The sequence below is a fragment of the Neobacillus sp. plas4 genome, from assembly GCF_057221695.1.
On record NZ_CM170152.1, the window covers coordinates 4,056,775 to 4,071,374 of the forward strand.

A 14,600-nucleotide genomic window follows, 5' to 3' on the forward strand; every position below is an offset into this window, starting at 1 on the left:
AAAAAAATGATAGGAGTTTTTTCTAGTAAAAAAAAGAAGCCATTCTCATGACTTCTTCACTTTTCTATATTCAAAAGCACATCAAGAGGCGAGCTCTTTTTTCTTAAAAATTAAGACACTTAACCATAAGAGAATAGCTATTATCAAAATTCCCACTAAACTTGCTGGAAGTGTATCATCTGGAAGTTCTCCCGCTGTCAATAAAGCGCTGGCGTAACCAGTTAACTGCGATGGACTCCATTCCAACAAATGAACAAGTGCACCGCTAATGATACTGACCACGAGGGCAAGTGCCAGCGATATAAAGCCCGCCATCCCTGGTGCCATAAGCGACGCGCTAAAGAAAACCGTAACCGTTAACACAACGGACAGCCATATAGCGTACAAAAGATAGGATTGGAAAAACTCACCGAAAGGGATCCAATCGAATAATTGACCAGTATAATACCAAGTTGCTAGATAACCGATAAATAATGATATCCATACTAATAAAATACCCCCTGCCCATTTTGCTGTTATATAAGAAAGATAGGAGACAGGTTTCACTAGAATCATCGCGGCAACTCCACTTTTCCTTTCTCCAGCGATGACTCCCATAGTGCTTAGGACAATAATTAGAACGCCAATTGTCGAGTATTGGCTTAACCCTGAGGCTAACACTGCACCGGCGCTTGGGGTCGGAATATCAAAGACTGCTCCTTCCGGAAGTCCGCCTAAGGCATTAAGAAGGGGCTCCATATAATAATTTGTTAATGGCTCTGATACCCCCAATAGAATGAAGGTGATAGGAACCCAAATCCATTTAAAATTCCTCCACATTTCAAGCATCTCTTTTTGAAAAAGCGTTGACCATTGCCTCATTTCCCCACCACCTTCATAAATACATCTTCTAGGGTCATACTGCTAATTTCAAACTTATCGAGGTTCCAATCCTTATCGGAAACTAACTTCAAAAATTCTCTTCTTGCACCCTCAACATCCTTAACAAACACACTAATTTTATTTCCGTCTGCTAATACAGATTGTGTTAAGTAATGATTTTTAAGTACGTTCTCCATCTCCTCTGATTTCTTACGAAAAACCAAGTCTATCTTTGCTTGTTGGTGCCGTTCACGCAAGTCTGCCATGGTTCCGGATTCAACTATTTGGCCATTATGTAAAAATAATATTTCATCACACACTTCTTCTGCATCATTGAGAATATGAGTGGAAAAAAGAATGGTGGTCTCCTTTTTCAGTCCCTCTAGAAGTTCGAGTACCTCCCTTCTGCCAAATGGGTCTAATGCAGAGACCGGTTCATCAAGCATAACGAGCTGCGGACGGTGAATAATTGCCTGTGCAATTCCGAGTCTTTGTTTCATACCTCCTGAGTATTTACCAACTCTGCGATTTTTAGCATCGCTAATACCCACAAGCTCCAGTAGCTCTAAAGATCGTTCCTTTGCCTCCTTTCTAGATAAACCAGCAAGATGTCCAACATATTGGAGAAATTCATAACCAGACATCCAGTCATAAAAAACAGGAAATTGCGGAAGATAGCCAATTAAATGGCGAATATCTCCGTCTTTTTTAGCCTCCTTAAACACGATCGATCCTTTAGTGGGTTTCATTAAACCTGAAAGCATGCGCAGTGTTGTCGTCTTTCCCGCACCATTTGGCCCTAAAAGGGCAATACATTTGCCCTTTTCCAGTTTAAAGTCTAACCCCTTTATCACTTCTGTACCTTGAAAACTCTTTTTTAATCCTTGAATTTGGATGAGAGACATTAATTATTTCTCCTTCCGATTACAAAATAAAGGATGGGTCCAACAATATTTACAAAAATAATGATAAATACCCAAAGCAGCTTCGGACCATTGGTCTTTTCAATTCGGGATAAATCTACGAGTGATACAATCAGTAAGATAAGTTGGATAATTAATAAAGGCGCTATCAATCCCCAGTTAATTCCTTCTAAGAATTCCATTCTAATTCCCCCTTGTTTTCACTTTATACAATGATATGACGTTTGAACGATAAAAACGTTCAAAAACCCAGCAAAAACTTTTTTGCTGGGTCAAATGGCCGAACTATTTATTTAATGACTCTAAAAACTAATGGAAATCGATATTCATTTCCTTCATATGCCTTAACTGCTGCGATGATTGTAAATACTAAGGCCATAATACCCAAAATCCATAATAGGAAAATACCTACAATAAGGAAGACTAAGATACCGCTTATTACAGAATATACTGTGTAAGAAATGAAAAAGTTAAAATATTCTTTTCCATGATAATTGATAAATGATGACTCATCCTTCTTTAATAACCAAATAACAAGTGGTCCAATGATTGGAAAAAAAAGACTAACCACATAGAGAATGGCCGCAAGCATTCTTTCTTCACTTTTTATCATTTACTATTCCCCCATAGGAAAAATTTTTTCTGTCTCCCCCTAATACTTACGCCGACAAGGTTAAAAGGTTTCATCATTTTTTATAAAACATTTATTTTCCACTGTCACATCAACTATTCAATTGATAAAATAGTAAAAATACTATTTTAAGTGTGCAGAAAGGTTTAATTATCATGAAAATACTTTTAAAAAACGCCATTGTTTATCCCATCACATCAGGACCTATTCAAAACGGTGAGGTCATAATTGAAAATGGGAAAATAATAAATATAGGAAAAAATCTTGAGGTCGACACAACTGTCAAAATTATCGACTGTAACAATCAATATCTTTTACCGGGATTTATAGATGTCCATACACACCTAGGACTTTATGACGAAGGGACTGGATGGGCTGGGAATGATGCCAATGAGACAGCCGAAGCCATGACACCGCATATCAGAGCCATTGATGGTGTTTATCCACTAGACCCTGCTTTTTCTGATGCGATTAAAAGCGGAATTACAACCGCACATGTAATGCCTGGAAGTGCGAATGTAATTGGCGGAACCACTTCCGTTATTAAAACAACGGGTAAAAATGTAAAAAAAATGATTATCCAGGAAATTGCCGGCTTGAAGGTTGCGTTAGGGGAAAATCCGAAAAGAATTCACAGTCAGGGCAATAATGACTCGATTACAAGAATGGGGATTATGGGAATGCTGAGGGAAGCATTTTATAAAGCCTTTCATACAGATACTCCTGAGGATCTTAGGGTTGCTCCACTTGTAATGGCTTTAAGAAGAGAAATTCCAGTCAGAATTCACGCTCACCGAGCTGACGATATTATTACTGCCTTACGGCTTGCAGAAGAATTTAATCTTGATTTAAGAATTGAACACTGTACAGAAGGACATTTAATTGCCAGCGAATTAGCTGGTAAGAATTTAAAGGTATCCGTTGGCCCGACTTTAACTAGAAGGTCAAAAATTGAATTAAAAAATAAAACGTGGAAAACGTATCAAGAGCTCACAAATCACGGTGTCGAAGTTTCGATTACAACCGATCATCCATATACCCCTATTCAATATTTGAATATATGTGCGGGTATAGCTGTCCGCGAAGGTTTATCGGAGAAAAAAGCACTAGAAGGAATCACTATTCTACCTGCTAGGAACCTTAAACTAGAACACAAAATCGGAAGCATTGAACCAGGGAAAGAGGCTGATTTAGTGCTATGGAGCCACCATCCTTTTCATTATTTAGCAAAACCAAAATGGACAATGATTGGCGGAGAAATCGTTTTCTCAGAAGAGTAGAAATTTGTTGAAATTTGGAAATAAATAATCAAAAAAAAACGGTAAAAAACCTATTTATTTTTTGGATATTTTCTTGTATGATACTCTAAGTGAAACCGAAATTGGCCTAAAAATCTGGGGGGTAAATCACATTCATTCGCAACAGACAAAATGATATAGGGAAGGCAAATGGTGCGCCACCAGTTATACCTGGTTCTAGTGGGTTCGATTCCCACCCCGAAATTTTTTAGTTTATCTGAATAAAAAATTTCGAGGGTGGGCCGCTTCTTTAAACATGGGATCGGATTGCCCAATGGAGGGAAATTCAATGCTTAAGAAACGAGATCTTCATGACAGCCAAGTATTATTTGAATTAATGTCGCACCCAGATGTCTTCCCTTTTGTGCGTCAAAAATGTACTTCCTATGAAGAATTCATATTTATGACGAAACAAACGATTGAAGCCGAAGAGCGTGGTGAATGTATTTCACGGACGATTCTCGATGAATGGGGTGCCCCAATCGGAACAATTAACCTTTTTGATATTGAAGATAATGCGGGATTTTTAGGTACATGGCTAGGAAAGCCATATCATGGAAAAGGCTACAACAGCCCTGCTAAAGATGCATTTTTTCAAGAAGTATTCTACAATATGGGAATCGAAACAATCTTTATGAGGATTCGTAAAGTAAATATTCGTTCCATAAAAGCTGCGGAAAAACTTCCTTATGTTGTGAAGGCTAATGAAACTAGAAAATCACTTTACGAGCAGTTGAATGCAAATGGCGAAGTGTATGATTTATATGAAATACCTAAAGACCAATACTCCTTCTATCTCTTGAGAAACGGTGCTCCGCAAGAAGAACCTTCTCATCTTTTAGAAGCATAAAAGCAAGCGGCTTAAAGCCGCTTGCTTTTTTGTTTTAAAGAAAATAGTATTAATCCGTTATATCTTGTTCCATTGCTGAATTAACCTCATTTATACCCATATGGAGCAAAAATTCATCTAGTTCCTCATTTGTTAATGTTTCAAAACGACCATCATGAAAAAATACTTGAGTTTGGTTTGGATTAATTCGGTTCATATTAAAACTCATCTTCTTTGCTCCTTTCATAGATGTGTTACAACTATTATCCACAAAAGGAACATAATTCATTCTTCGAAATCAAATAGTTCGAAAAATTATAAAAGGTACGTTTATCTTCTATCCTCCGCTCGCTGAGACAGCCTTTCTTGAAGGAGTGCCTTACCAAGAACATCCGCACCCCCAGTAACAGGAATGATACTGCCGGTAATAAAGTCCGATTTTCCATCAATTAAAAACGAAATGACCCTGGAAATATCCTCTCCTGTACCCTGTCTGCCAACTGGCACATTGTCATTAAGGATGGCTTCCTCAATTCCTTTCTCTTTCCAGTGAGATATGATATCTCCAGGACAAACCATATTTGCGGTAATTCCATTTACAGCTTCTTCCATTGCAATGGTTCTCGTCAATGAGGCCAGCCCTGTTTTCGCTGCAGCAAAGGCAGAACGATAAATCCAGCCAGGTGCGGTTTCCACTCGTTCAAAACCCATTGTTATAATCCTGCCCCATTGTTTTTTTCGCATTAGAGGAATAATTGCTTTCGATAAATAAAAGACTGCATTCAGATTCCCATTGATTAAATAATTCCATTCCTCTAGCGTATAGTCGGTTAATTTTTTTCTTTCATGTACATAGGGTCCTGCATTATGAATCACCACATCAATGGAGGTAAATTCAGAAATTACTTTTTCCACAATGTGTGAACAATCAATCGCATTTGCCACATCTCCTTGTATACAAATTATTTTATTTCCAAATTTTTCTTCAAGCTCTTTCGATAAAAGAATCGCCTCGGTGCTGCTATTTCGATAGTTAATCGCCAGCTGAAAACCTTTTTCTGCAAGCTGATAAGCAGTTTTTCTCCCTAATCCAGTTGCTCCTCCAGTAATGAAAGCCGTTTTTTTCTTCAAGGGTCATTACCTCTCTATAAGGTTTTCTTTACTATATGTTAGAAATGCTTGGCTATATATGTAATTGTATTAGTTTTTTGGTTATTTATAACGTTTCGAACCATTTTTGCATAGAATGTGGTATAAATGCCCAGAGAGTTTGCTGAAAGGTGGAGAAGTTATGTTCCCGTGGAATTTATTCCCTTTTAATAAAGATATGAAGAATAAGCTGCAACATATAAATCCTGAAGAAATTGACAAATATATTAAAGACATAATGGGAAATGTAATGTCATCGCAATCAGGACTAGGCAGCATAATTCCTCAAGACTTAATGAATTCTCGCTCCCAACCTACTCAGCAGGCAAATTCATTGAATGCAACTGCCTTTGAAACACATGATACGGTATTTGTTAGAATACCAATTAAAGATGAGGCAATGCTTAAGGAACTTCGGATTTATCATACAGCGAATCAGTTGTTGATCGAACATATTCCGGAGCAAGATAATAAGCATTCTATCACCCTGCCAGCTATAGTCAAAAAGAAGGGGTCATCTGCCAAATATAAAGATGGCGTCCTTGAAATCAAATTAATAAAATCATATGACGTCCAATATTCTCAAATCGATGTGACAGAACAATAAAAGACAGCCGACTCACCTGGCTGTCCATTTTGTTTAATGCCCTTCCATGTCCATTTCCATTGAATCCTTCGCGTCCTTTGGATCCTCTGGTTCACTTGCGGTACCCACGATGAATTCTTTTTTAGGCATGTTGTGCATGTCTCTTGCAGTTACATGAGCGATAATATAGTAAGTACCCTCTTGCTGAAATGACTTCTCTAAACGATAGATTCCGTTTTCGACGTGGCTAACATCGATTTTTTCATGTTTTTCGTCCTTGGAACGCCAAATTTCAAAGGTTACCTTATCTGCATCTTCTACATTTTCTTCCCCTTGTGTTACCTTCGCTTCAATACTAATGGGTTCATTGACTTGTCCCGTCTCAGGGCTTATCCTCAATTCTACCTCCACAAACTCAGGTAATTCGTCCCCCTTGTTGTCATTGTTCTTGCTATTATTATTGCAGGCACTGAGCACCAATAATAATAAAATAGATAAACTTACGAATATGAACTTTTTCATGTTCGACCCTCCTCACTTGCATTGTTACATACTTTCCAACATTATTGCAAAAAATAGATTTTAACACTACCTTGAAAGGAGTAACCTATGACAACCCCATATAAATGCCCAAATTGCAAAACAAATCGAAGCCGTTTTAATGTCATTCAACAAGTTTCCCAATCAGTAAAACTTGATCCACAATCAGGTGAAGTGGTTAAAGAATATGGCGAAACTGACTTAGAACCGTTTCATATGCCATATAATGGACCAGATTATCGTATTCAATGTGGTGTTTGCGGTTTGATTGAAGATGAAAGAACCTTTATTAAATTTGGAGAACAGGCATAGAAGAAAAACACCTTTTCGTTAAGGTGTTTTTTCCTTTTTAAAGGTCATTTTCTTTTAAAAACAAGTCAGAGTCAACCTTCCACGCATCCATAGTAGAAAAACGGACTAAATGGATTTTCCCCCTATAACTTTGTCGCCCTCTATTTTTAATAAACCAATCAATCTCAATGGGCACCTCTATACTTATTTCCTCGGTTAAATCTTCAGCTGGTAAAATCGGCATCCGGGTAATTCTTACATTTTCAATTTTCCCTAAGATTGGTTTCCAGTTTTTCTTTTGTAAGGATATGTTTGATGAAATATAGGCATCCTGCTGCTTTAAACCAGCAATATAGGCTTCTACTGTTTCATAGGGAGATGTTTTGCTCAGATATTCTTCCAGCCTTCCTGAAGCCTTATAAATCATGAGCATATGGGAAAGGTCCATAGAATTTGTTCGATGGGTAGTGCTTCCGTAAAAATGGATACAAAAATGTCCAGGAAAATTATTCTTTAATGCCCCTCCTCCATGCGGCATACCGTGCATCGAGGCGGCAATCCATTGGTCTTTATTAATTACGACAATGGCTCTTCGTTTCCAGCTCCACTTATCACCGTAGATTTTTTTCATAATTTTGGTATCTTTTGTCGTCAGTGGCTGTACATCAGCATGATGACTGCCCGCACGCCTTTGGACTTTGAACCTTTTCCCAGTTTCAATATCAAGTACCGTAAACTTTGAATACTTGGGCAAAACAGTATTTACTTCTTCCCATGGCATCATTACAATTTTGTAGCTAATATTGGCTGCAGCTTGAATCCTCTGTCCTATTAGGAGGAATAGAATAACCATGAATAAAACTGCTTTCTTCTTCATCTAATCCCCCTTTAACATGTAAAATAACTACATTTAAAGAGTTACCTGAAGAAGAAATGTTCATTCATTTTCTTTTTAATTTTTGAATTCCAGCTCTAGACTTTTAAGCTTTTCTTCTATCTCTGTCCAATTCATATTTTCGCCAATAAATACTAAATTTAAGGGTAAATTCATTTCTTCCTTCATGTAAAAAGGCATTCCATAAGAATATTGGAAGAGATAGGGTTTTGACGAGGAATCGAATTTAATATAACCCTTCACCCTGTAAATGGTCTCTGGTAATTCTTTTAAGAAGTCCTCAAAAGCTGAATGGCTGACTGGTTCCTGGAATTGATACACAAATGTAGTTAGATTCAGTGCTTGTTGAGTGAATTCCGAACTAGTCTGTTTTGCAAATGATAAGGTTAACTTCCTTAATTCAGCGATGGACACCTGAGAATAATTCGTTAACAAGCAACGCGCTTTAGGATTGATTCCTTGTATTTCAAAAATAATTTTTGACTGATCTGATTCTGACAGTTCATCCATTTTATTTATAAGAATAAAGTCGGCGTGTCTAACCTGCTCAAGCAGTAACTGTTGGAGCTGTGGGCTTAGTGCCTTTCTATCCCTCCATCTTAAACCATCCACGGTTGTTACAATCCCTTTGATAGTAAACTGATCAGCAAATAATGGTGAAAGGATGGCGTCAAGGACTTCAACCGGATGCGCTGCACCTGTGGTTTCAATATAAATAACCTCTGGTTTTTCCTTGAGTAATAAGCCTTGCAGCTGCGACTCAAGCTTGTCCTGAATGGTACAGCAAATACAGCCTCCCAATAATTCCTTTAAGGCAATATCCTCATCTCGAGCAACTTCAGAATCAATTGAGACCTTCCCTAGCTCATTCATCATCACCGCTGTTTTTCTGCCTAATAGCCGTTCATGCTCTAGCAATGTTTTTAAAAGGGTCGTTTTTCCACTTCCCAGAAATCCGGATAATATATAAATCTCCGTATTATTCATCCTTCTTACCCCTTTTCCATCACATATTCCTTTTATTATATAGGAAATTGGGCTATCAACTAGTATGAAATGGCTTATAATAATAATAAAAGAATATTCAGAAAGGAATTTCCTCATGATCTATGAGTATGTCTATCCAAAAAGTCTCAAGCAATTCGTTAAAAACCCTTCACATGAATCTTTAAAAGAGCTTCTCCTAACGAATACGGGTGAAACGGATTTTTTAGACTTTAAGACAAAATGGACGGAATTTTCTAAGATGGCAAAACATATACTAGCTATTGCTAATTCGGGTGGAGGATGTATTATTGTCGGTGTGAATCAAAATGATGAGGGTGCTATTTTGTTAACTGGTCTAAAAGAAGATGACTTTTTAGATAAAGCGGATATTGACAATAAACTGGCAAATTTACTGCCAAAATACTTAAAATATCGGACCGAGGATTTTCAATTCGACGGGGACCAGCAAAACTTAAGCGATAAAAGGTTTCAGGTACTCATCATTGAATATGATCCCAAATACGTACCTTATACATCCATTATTCAGCGAAATGAGCTTCGTTATGGCGCTATCTATGTACGGCAAGGAACTAAATCACTCGAAGCTACGAATGATAAACTAGTAGAGATTATCCTGCGCAAGGTTCAGTCAGGAGGCTCTGGCGTAAATGAATATACACTAAAAGAGCACCTCGACCAATTAAAAGAATTATATGAAGAACTAGCCACACAAAAAAATACGGATTATGCTCATTTTATTGCGGAGCTGATTGAACGTAAAAAAGAAAGAATACGGCATTTATTAGATATTCTTCCAGATAAATGATATAAAAGCCTGAACCGATGAGTTCAGGCTTCTTCCTTATTTCATTTCTTCTTTTAATACTTCAATTGCTTTTTGGAGCTGGGTATCATTCGTTTGTATCTGCTCTCTAAGTTTTTCCATTAATTTAAAGGTGGAATCACCTTTCAGTACCCCGTCAGCAGGGAGATTATTGGCTATTTGAAAACTCACTACTGCTTCATGAGTTTTCTCATCAAAAAATCCATCCTCACGACCTGGATCATACCCAATCGCTTTTAACATTTTCTGAGCCGTCTCTACCTCGTTTGATGTGACTGACAGCTTCAACTCTTTGTCTGGATTGATGATCGGCAATGAAGCATAATCAGGAAGCGGGACTTCAAAATCCGGCTTAATTCCTTTTTTATGAATCCAATTGCCATTTGGCGTCAGCCATTTGGCCGTTGTAAATTTGATATTTGATTTATCAGGAAAATCCTTGGCAGTTTGCACGGTTCCTTTACCAAAGGTATTTTCGCCTACAAGCTTTACACCAGCAGATTCACTTACTGCACCCGCTAGAATTTCCGATGCACTAGCACTGCCTTTGTCTATTAACACAACCAGAGGGAAATCAGGGTTTCCGTCGTTTTTAGAAGGGTACTCTTCGGTCTTTCCGTTCCTGTCCTCTACTTTTAAGATTAATTTCCCTTTAGGAACAAACATGCTGGAGATGCTAATGGCTTCATCTAATAATCCACCTGGATTTTGACGAAGATCCAATACTAATCCTCTCATTCCCTGATTTTTAAATTCATTTAACTTTTCTACAAGTTCCTTCGAAGTATTGCTAGAGAAACTGGTAATTTGCACTTTTGCAATACCCTCTTCCATCATTTCACCATAAACGGTTTCAATTGGAATATCGTCACGGATAATTGGAACCTTAACAGGAGCATCTGTGCCTGGTCGTTGGATCGTCAATTCAACCTTTGTTCCCTTTTTCCCACGGATAATCGATACGGCTTCTGTTGAAGTCATTCCCTGCAGACTTTTTCCATCTACCGAGGTAATGATATCATTTGGTCTCAATCCAGCTCTCTCAGCAGGAGAGCCTTTAATAGGAGAAACAATCAAAATATGACCGTCTTTTTCTTGAATTTCTGCACCGATTCCTTGGAAAGAAGAATCAATTGAACTATGGAATTTTTCTGCTTCGTCCACGCTCATATAGTCCGTATATGGATCGTCAAGGGCTTTCACCATACCATCAATCGCCCCATTGATAAGTTTCTTCTGGTCGAGTTCCTCAAAATATCCACTTTTCAGCGTGTCATATGCTGAATAAAGTTTTTCAAATTCTTTTCTTTCGGTACCTACAGTAATAACCTTTTCTTCTCCAAATGACAGTGCAAACACTGTAATACCAGTAGATAGTAAGATAAGGAAAAATAAAATCAATATAAAATGAAATTTTTTAATGTGTAAGTAACCAGATTTTTTTTCTGTTAATTGTTCTTGTTCATGCTGCCCTTGCTCAACATTCTTTTCGTCCAAAGTTTTCACCACTTTCATTCTCCAAAAAATAATATGTAAAACTAGCCTCTAGTGATTAGAATAACATCTTTTATAAAAAAATAACAATAAAATAAAAGCGGCACAACCATCAGAAGGGAGTGCCGGTAGTCATTAACTATATTTTCTTAACTACATTAAAATATTCCTCTAACGTCCAGTTATGCTTGTACATAATCGTCGCAGACTTCACACCTACATATCGGAAATGCCAAGGCTCATACATATAGTTGGTAATGTCCCTTTTCTCTTTCGGATATCGGAGGATAAAGCCAAAACGATGAGCATTATCTTTTAACCATTTACCTTCCGGTGTATTAGCAAAACTTTCATTCAAATAAAATTTATTGGACCTGCTCGAAATATCCATTGCTAACCCTGATTGATGTTCACTTGAACCAGGACTGGCTACAGCTTGCTCTGCCTTTTCAATTCCCACTCTATTTATTTCAGCATTGAACAAGGATTGCTGCCGGCTGTATGAGCGGTATCCGGAAACGGCATACAGTTCAATCCCGTTTTTAGCAGCATCAGTGAACATCTTTTCCAAGGCTTCTGCTGCTTCTTTTCTCATTAAACTCTTTTCAATTTCAACATCGCCAAAGGAGAACGCCACGTTAGGTCTAACAAGATCTTCGGGAATATAATCCGCTGGTAAGTAAAACTCCTTGTTAACCAATGCCATAACATTCGTAGAGTTTTGAATGACATTTTTGCCATCCACTTCTTTTATTTCATTAAAAAAAATGGATTCTAAACTAAGCGGGTCATTGATCTGGGATTCCTCTTCCTCTTTCGTTTGCTGTTTATTGCTAGAATCATCTGAGATGAATGGAAGTTTATTTACTAGGGAATTTATTTGATTACAACCGCTGACTAGAATGGTCAATAAACCAATCAATAAAATATTTTTCCAAGCCATTTTCTCACCTATCATCTTTCTTTCTTCTTCCTTTTTGCAATATATCTATTTTTGCCAAAAAGGTCAATAAGAAAACCCCTTTCATATGACGAAAGAGGTCGAATTTCCTATTCTTTTGTCGCGGCTTCTAAAGCCACTTCAATCATTTCGTTAAATGTTGTTTGTCTTTCTTCCGCAGTTGTTTCTTCGCCCGTTAAAATATGATCACTTACCGTTAGAACCGACAAAGCTCTCCGGTTAAATTTAGCTGCTAGAGTATATAAGGCTGTTGTCTCCATTTCGATGGCAAGAATTTGATACTGTGCCCATTTTTCTAATTCTGCATTGTCATTATAGAAGGAGTCTGCAGTAAAGATATTCCCTACCTTTAAATTAAGACCCTTTTCCACTCCAGCGTCATAGGCTTTTCTGAGCAAATCAAAGTTTGCGCATGGCGCAAAATCAACTCCACCAAAGGTCATTCGATTCATGTTGGAATCAGTGGAGCTGGTCATTGCCAAAATAACATCGCGTACTTTCACATCTTTTTGAATGGCTCCACATGTGCCGACCCGAATTAAATTTTGAACATTATAGCTATTCATTAATTCATTCACATAAATTGAGATAGATGGAACACCCATTCCAGTACCCTGGACAGATATTCTCTTTCCTTTATAGGTTCCAGTAAAACCAAACATGTTTCTTACTTCGTTATAACATTTAGCATTTTCTAAAAAAGTTTCTGCAATATATTTTGCCCTTAAGGGGTCTCCAGGCAGTAATACCGTTTCAGCAATATCATTTTCTTTGGCGCCAATATGTACACTCATTTCTAAATCCTCCAATCAATTAAAGTGAAGCCAGAAACTCCACACATGTCAATATATCATAAACCTTTTTCAATTGAAAAAGGATTCACTAAAAAGGTCATGAATTTTATTATTTGTGGGAAGCTATTTTTAGATTATCCAAAGGAGGTAAATTACATTATGGGAAAAAAGCATAGAGCACAAACAAATCGTCCAAAGAAAAATAATCATATTCCACCTGAAGCGATTGAAGCAGAGCATAATGCACATGCAAAGGAACATAATGCTGCAGGCGGACGCAAAAGTAATGGTTAACATAAATAAAACCTAAGGATTTCCCCTTAGGTTTTATATTTTCTACCTAATATGAATTCGGTTTACAGACTGCCATCCGCCTGGCTTTAGCTGATAATAATGCTGTCCTCTACGACCTTCATCAATCAAGATGATGTCTCCAGTAGAAATAAATCTTCCCTCATAATTCGATGGTATTCGATCGGTAACATTAAACGTGCTAAATGTTTCCTCCAGACAATTTTCATGACTGTCCGCATGAATATGGGTACGGTAAACTTGTTTGTACCCTTTATATTCTCTGTACTTTGGAGTTTGAAAGATTGTCACATCATATTGAATATTCGTTCTTCTCGTTATCGCCTTGATCATCTTATCCCCTCCAATCATAAAAGTAAAAGTTGTTACTTTAATAATTAGAGATAGACGTGGCAGAATCCTTCAACGAAGACCGTCTTTTTTTGTCGACAATTAAGAAAATCTTTGGATAACACTCTGAATTTGCTGTTGTAAATTTGGAATATCAGCAGATGTAACGGTTAATCTTACATTTGATTCGTCCAAACCAGCAGCTTCTGCAAATAATCCGCCTAGACCACGTGCACGGCGGTCAACCTGGAAAAGTAAATCCATTGAGCCATTTCCAGATGGCCGGAATACTAATTCCAGTTCGTCTAATCGTCCGCGAAACGGACCTGATGCAGGAACATATTCGAATTCTTGCACAAATGGCAGGCGGCCGCGCAGGCGGCTTGAAGCCTGTTCACAATCTGCTTCACGTAAACGGAAGCCGAGACTATCAACAGCATTAAAAACAGCATTCATTAAGGAATTCGGAACAACCTGAATATAGTCCTTATCACCTGGGTCCACAGCATTTTTTATATCTAAACCAGTTGTTACCCATATTTTCGACCTGCCGATTGAGAGTGGGGTATCAAGTGGAAGCTGAAACGAAAAAGGAATCTCTTTTCGTTCATTTTTACCAATTACAAATGGGCTTGTAATACGGAAACGATCAATTGTAGCAGTCACATTATACTTTTTATCATCAGCTTCTTTTAGATAGGTAGTATTTAACGTTAAATAAATATCATCTACCTGCTGCTCTACTTTCCCACCTCTAATGTCTACTACACCATTCACCGTCTCACCAGGCGTATACGTATCTCTTTCAAGCTTTGTGTCAACATTAGCAGAACCAATTCCTACACTAGCAAATACTTTGTCAAATAAAGACATGA

Annotated in this window: 20 protein-coding genes; 6 read left to right on the plus strand and 14 right to left on the minus strand. The window is 37.6% G+C overall.

What is annotated here, in order from left to right; genetic code table 11:
* Positions 1-81 precede the first annotated feature (81 nt).
* The 4 genes from AC2TFD_RS20320 to AC2TFD_RS20335 all read right to left on the minus strand — a co-directional run bounded on the left by AC2TFD_RS20320 (position 82) and on the right by AC2TFD_RS20335 (position 2,397).
* Positions 82-861 (minus strand): ABC transporter permease, encoded by a 780-nt coding sequence (locus tag AC2TFD_RS20320; protein ID WP_335569744.1) that lies wholly within the window; start codon positions 859-861, stop codon positions 82-84.
* Positions 858-1,766 carry an ABC transporter ATP-binding protein gene (locus AC2TFD_RS20325; protein ID WP_484673842.1) on the minus strand — a complete coding sequence of 303 codons (909 nt, stop codon included), beginning with the start codon at positions 1,764-1,766 and terminating at the stop codon, positions 858-860. Before AC2TFD_RS20325 ends, AC2TFD_RS20320 begins: the two co-directional genes overlap by 4 nt.
* The gene (locus AC2TFD_RS20330) at positions 1,766-1,966 is read right to left on the minus strand and encodes a PLD nuclease N-terminal domain-containing protein (protein ID WP_335514892.1); all 201 of its coding nucleotides are present in this window, start codon (positions 1,964-1,966) and stop codon (positions 1,766-1,768) included. Before AC2TFD_RS20330 ends, AC2TFD_RS20325 begins: the two co-directional genes overlap by 1 nt.
* A 107-nt stretch (positions 1,967-2,073) precedes the next feature.
* Entirely contained in the window at positions 2,074-2,397 is a 324-nt protein-coding gene (locus tag AC2TFD_RS20335) for a DUF4870 domain-containing protein (RefSeq protein WP_484673843.1), read from the minus strand.
* A 170-nt stretch (positions 2,398-2,567) separates the two neighbouring features.
* Between AC2TFD_RS20335 and AC2TFD_RS20340 the strand changes: the two genes are divergently transcribed.
* A complete protein-coding gene (locus AC2TFD_RS20340; protein ID WP_335515436.1) occupies positions 2,568-3,695 on the plus strand; it encodes an amidohydrolase in 1,128 nt (375 codons plus the stop codon).
* A gap of 307 nt (positions 3,696-4,002) precedes the next feature.
* Positions 4,003-4,563, plus strand: coding sequence for a GNAT family N-acetyltransferase (locus AC2TFD_RS20345; protein WP_335515433.1), 561 nt, complete (start codon positions 4,003-4,005; stop codon positions 4,561-4,563).
* A 49-nt stretch (positions 4,564-4,612) separates the two neighbouring features.
* On the opposite strand, the gene AC2TFD_RS20350 is transcribed toward AC2TFD_RS20345, so the two are convergent.
* Both AC2TFD_RS20350 and AC2TFD_RS20355 read right to left on the minus strand, forming a co-directional pair.
* Positions 4,613-4,771: a hypothetical protein gene (locus AC2TFD_RS20350; protein ID WP_484673844.1), complete on the minus strand. Its 159-nt coding sequence runs from the start codon at positions 4,769-4,771 to the stop codon at positions 4,613-4,615.
* Between the two features lie 101 nt (positions 4,772-4,872).
* Entirely contained in the window at positions 4,873-5,673 is an 801-nt protein-coding gene (locus tag AC2TFD_RS20355; protein WP_335569742.1) for an SDR family oxidoreductase, read from the minus strand.
* Between the two features lie 160 nt (positions 5,674-5,833).
* Between AC2TFD_RS20355 and AC2TFD_RS20360 the strand changes: the two genes are divergently transcribed.
* Entirely contained in the window at positions 5,834-6,298 is a 465-nt protein-coding gene (locus AC2TFD_RS20360) for an Hsp20/alpha crystallin family protein (RefSeq protein ID WP_335515424.1), read from the plus strand.
* A gap of 33 nt (positions 6,299-6,331) precedes the next feature.
* On the opposite strand, the gene AC2TFD_RS20365 is transcribed toward AC2TFD_RS20360, so the two are convergent.
* The gene (locus AC2TFD_RS20365; RefSeq protein ID WP_335515421.1) at positions 6,332-6,799 is read right to left on the minus strand and encodes a FixH family protein; all 468 of its coding nucleotides are present in this window, start codon (positions 6,797-6,799) and stop codon (positions 6,332-6,334) included.
* A gap of 87 nt (positions 6,800-6,886) precedes the next feature.
* Between AC2TFD_RS20365 and AC2TFD_RS20370 the strand changes: the two genes are divergently transcribed.
* Positions 6,887-7,129: a DNA alkylation repair protein gene (locus AC2TFD_RS20370; RefSeq protein ID WP_335515418.1), complete on the plus strand. Its 243-nt coding sequence runs from the start codon at positions 6,887-6,889 to the stop codon at positions 7,127-7,129.
* A gap of 37 nt (positions 7,130-7,166) precedes the next feature.
* Here the strand turns inward: AC2TFD_RS20370 and AC2TFD_RS20375 are convergent, their stop codons facing one another.
* On the minus strand, positions 7,167-7,985 hold the full coding sequence (locus AC2TFD_RS20375; protein WP_335515416.1) for a hypothetical protein: 819 nt from the start codon (positions 7,983-7,985) through the stop codon (positions 7,167-7,169).
* A 75-nt stretch (positions 7,986-8,060) separates the two neighbouring features.
* Positions 8,061-8,990, minus strand: a complete 930-nt coding sequence (locus AC2TFD_RS20380) for a CobW family GTP-binding protein (RefSeq protein WP_335515413.1) — start codon at positions 8,988-8,990, stop codon at positions 8,061-8,063.
* 115 nt (positions 8,991-9,105) lie between these two features.
* Here AC2TFD_RS20380 and AC2TFD_RS20385 point away from each other — a divergent pair, with 115 nt between their 5' ends.
* A complete protein-coding gene (locus tag AC2TFD_RS20385) occupies positions 9,106-9,816 on the plus strand; it encodes an AlbA family DNA-binding domain-containing protein (protein ID WP_335515410.1) in 711 nt (236 codons plus the stop codon).
* A gap of 36 nt (positions 9,817-9,852) precedes the next feature.
* Here AC2TFD_RS20385 and AC2TFD_RS20390 read toward each other — a convergent pair whose 3' ends face one another.
* The 3 genes from AC2TFD_RS20390 to deoD form a co-directional block, all read right to left on the minus strand.
* Positions 9,853-11,340 (minus strand): lmo1851 family serine protease, encoded by a 1,488-nt coding sequence (locus AC2TFD_RS20390; protein WP_484676352.1) that lies wholly within the window; start codon positions 11,338-11,340, stop codon positions 9,853-9,855.
* A 127-nt stretch (positions 11,341-11,467) separates the two neighbouring features.
* On the minus strand, positions 11,468-12,286 hold the full coding sequence (locus tag AC2TFD_RS20395; protein WP_335515403.1) for a M15 family metallopeptidase: 819 nt from the start codon (positions 12,284-12,286) through the stop codon (positions 11,468-11,470).
* Between the two features lie 92 nt (positions 12,287-12,378).
* Positions 12,379-13,083, minus strand: coding sequence for a purine-nucleoside phosphorylase (deoD, locus tag AC2TFD_RS20400; RefSeq protein WP_335515400.1), 705 nt, complete (start codon positions 13,081-13,083; stop codon positions 12,379-12,381).
* A 159-nt stretch (positions 13,084-13,242) separates the two neighbouring features.
* Here deoD and AC2TFD_RS20405 point away from each other — a divergent pair, with 159 nt between their 5' ends.
* Complete coding sequence (locus tag AC2TFD_RS20405) at positions 13,243-13,377, plus strand: hypothetical protein (protein WP_335515398.1); 135 nt, start codon at positions 13,243-13,245, stop codon at positions 13,375-13,377.
* A 42-nt stretch (positions 13,378-13,419) separates the two neighbouring features.
* Here AC2TFD_RS20405 and AC2TFD_RS20410 read toward each other — a convergent pair whose 3' ends face one another.
* Both AC2TFD_RS20410 and AC2TFD_RS20415 read right to left on the minus strand, forming a co-directional pair.
* Positions 13,420-13,728, minus strand: a complete 309-nt coding sequence (locus AC2TFD_RS20410; protein ID WP_335515396.1) for a YodL domain-containing protein — start codon at positions 13,726-13,728, stop codon at positions 13,420-13,422.
* A 99-nt stretch (positions 13,729-13,827) separates the two neighbouring features.
* Positions 13,828-14,598 carry a sporulation protein gene (locus tag AC2TFD_RS20415; protein ID WP_335515393.1) on the minus strand — a complete coding sequence of 257 codons (771 nt, stop codon included), beginning with the start codon at positions 14,596-14,598 and terminating at the stop codon, positions 13,828-13,830.
* Positions 14,599-14,600: the final 2 nt, after the last annotated feature.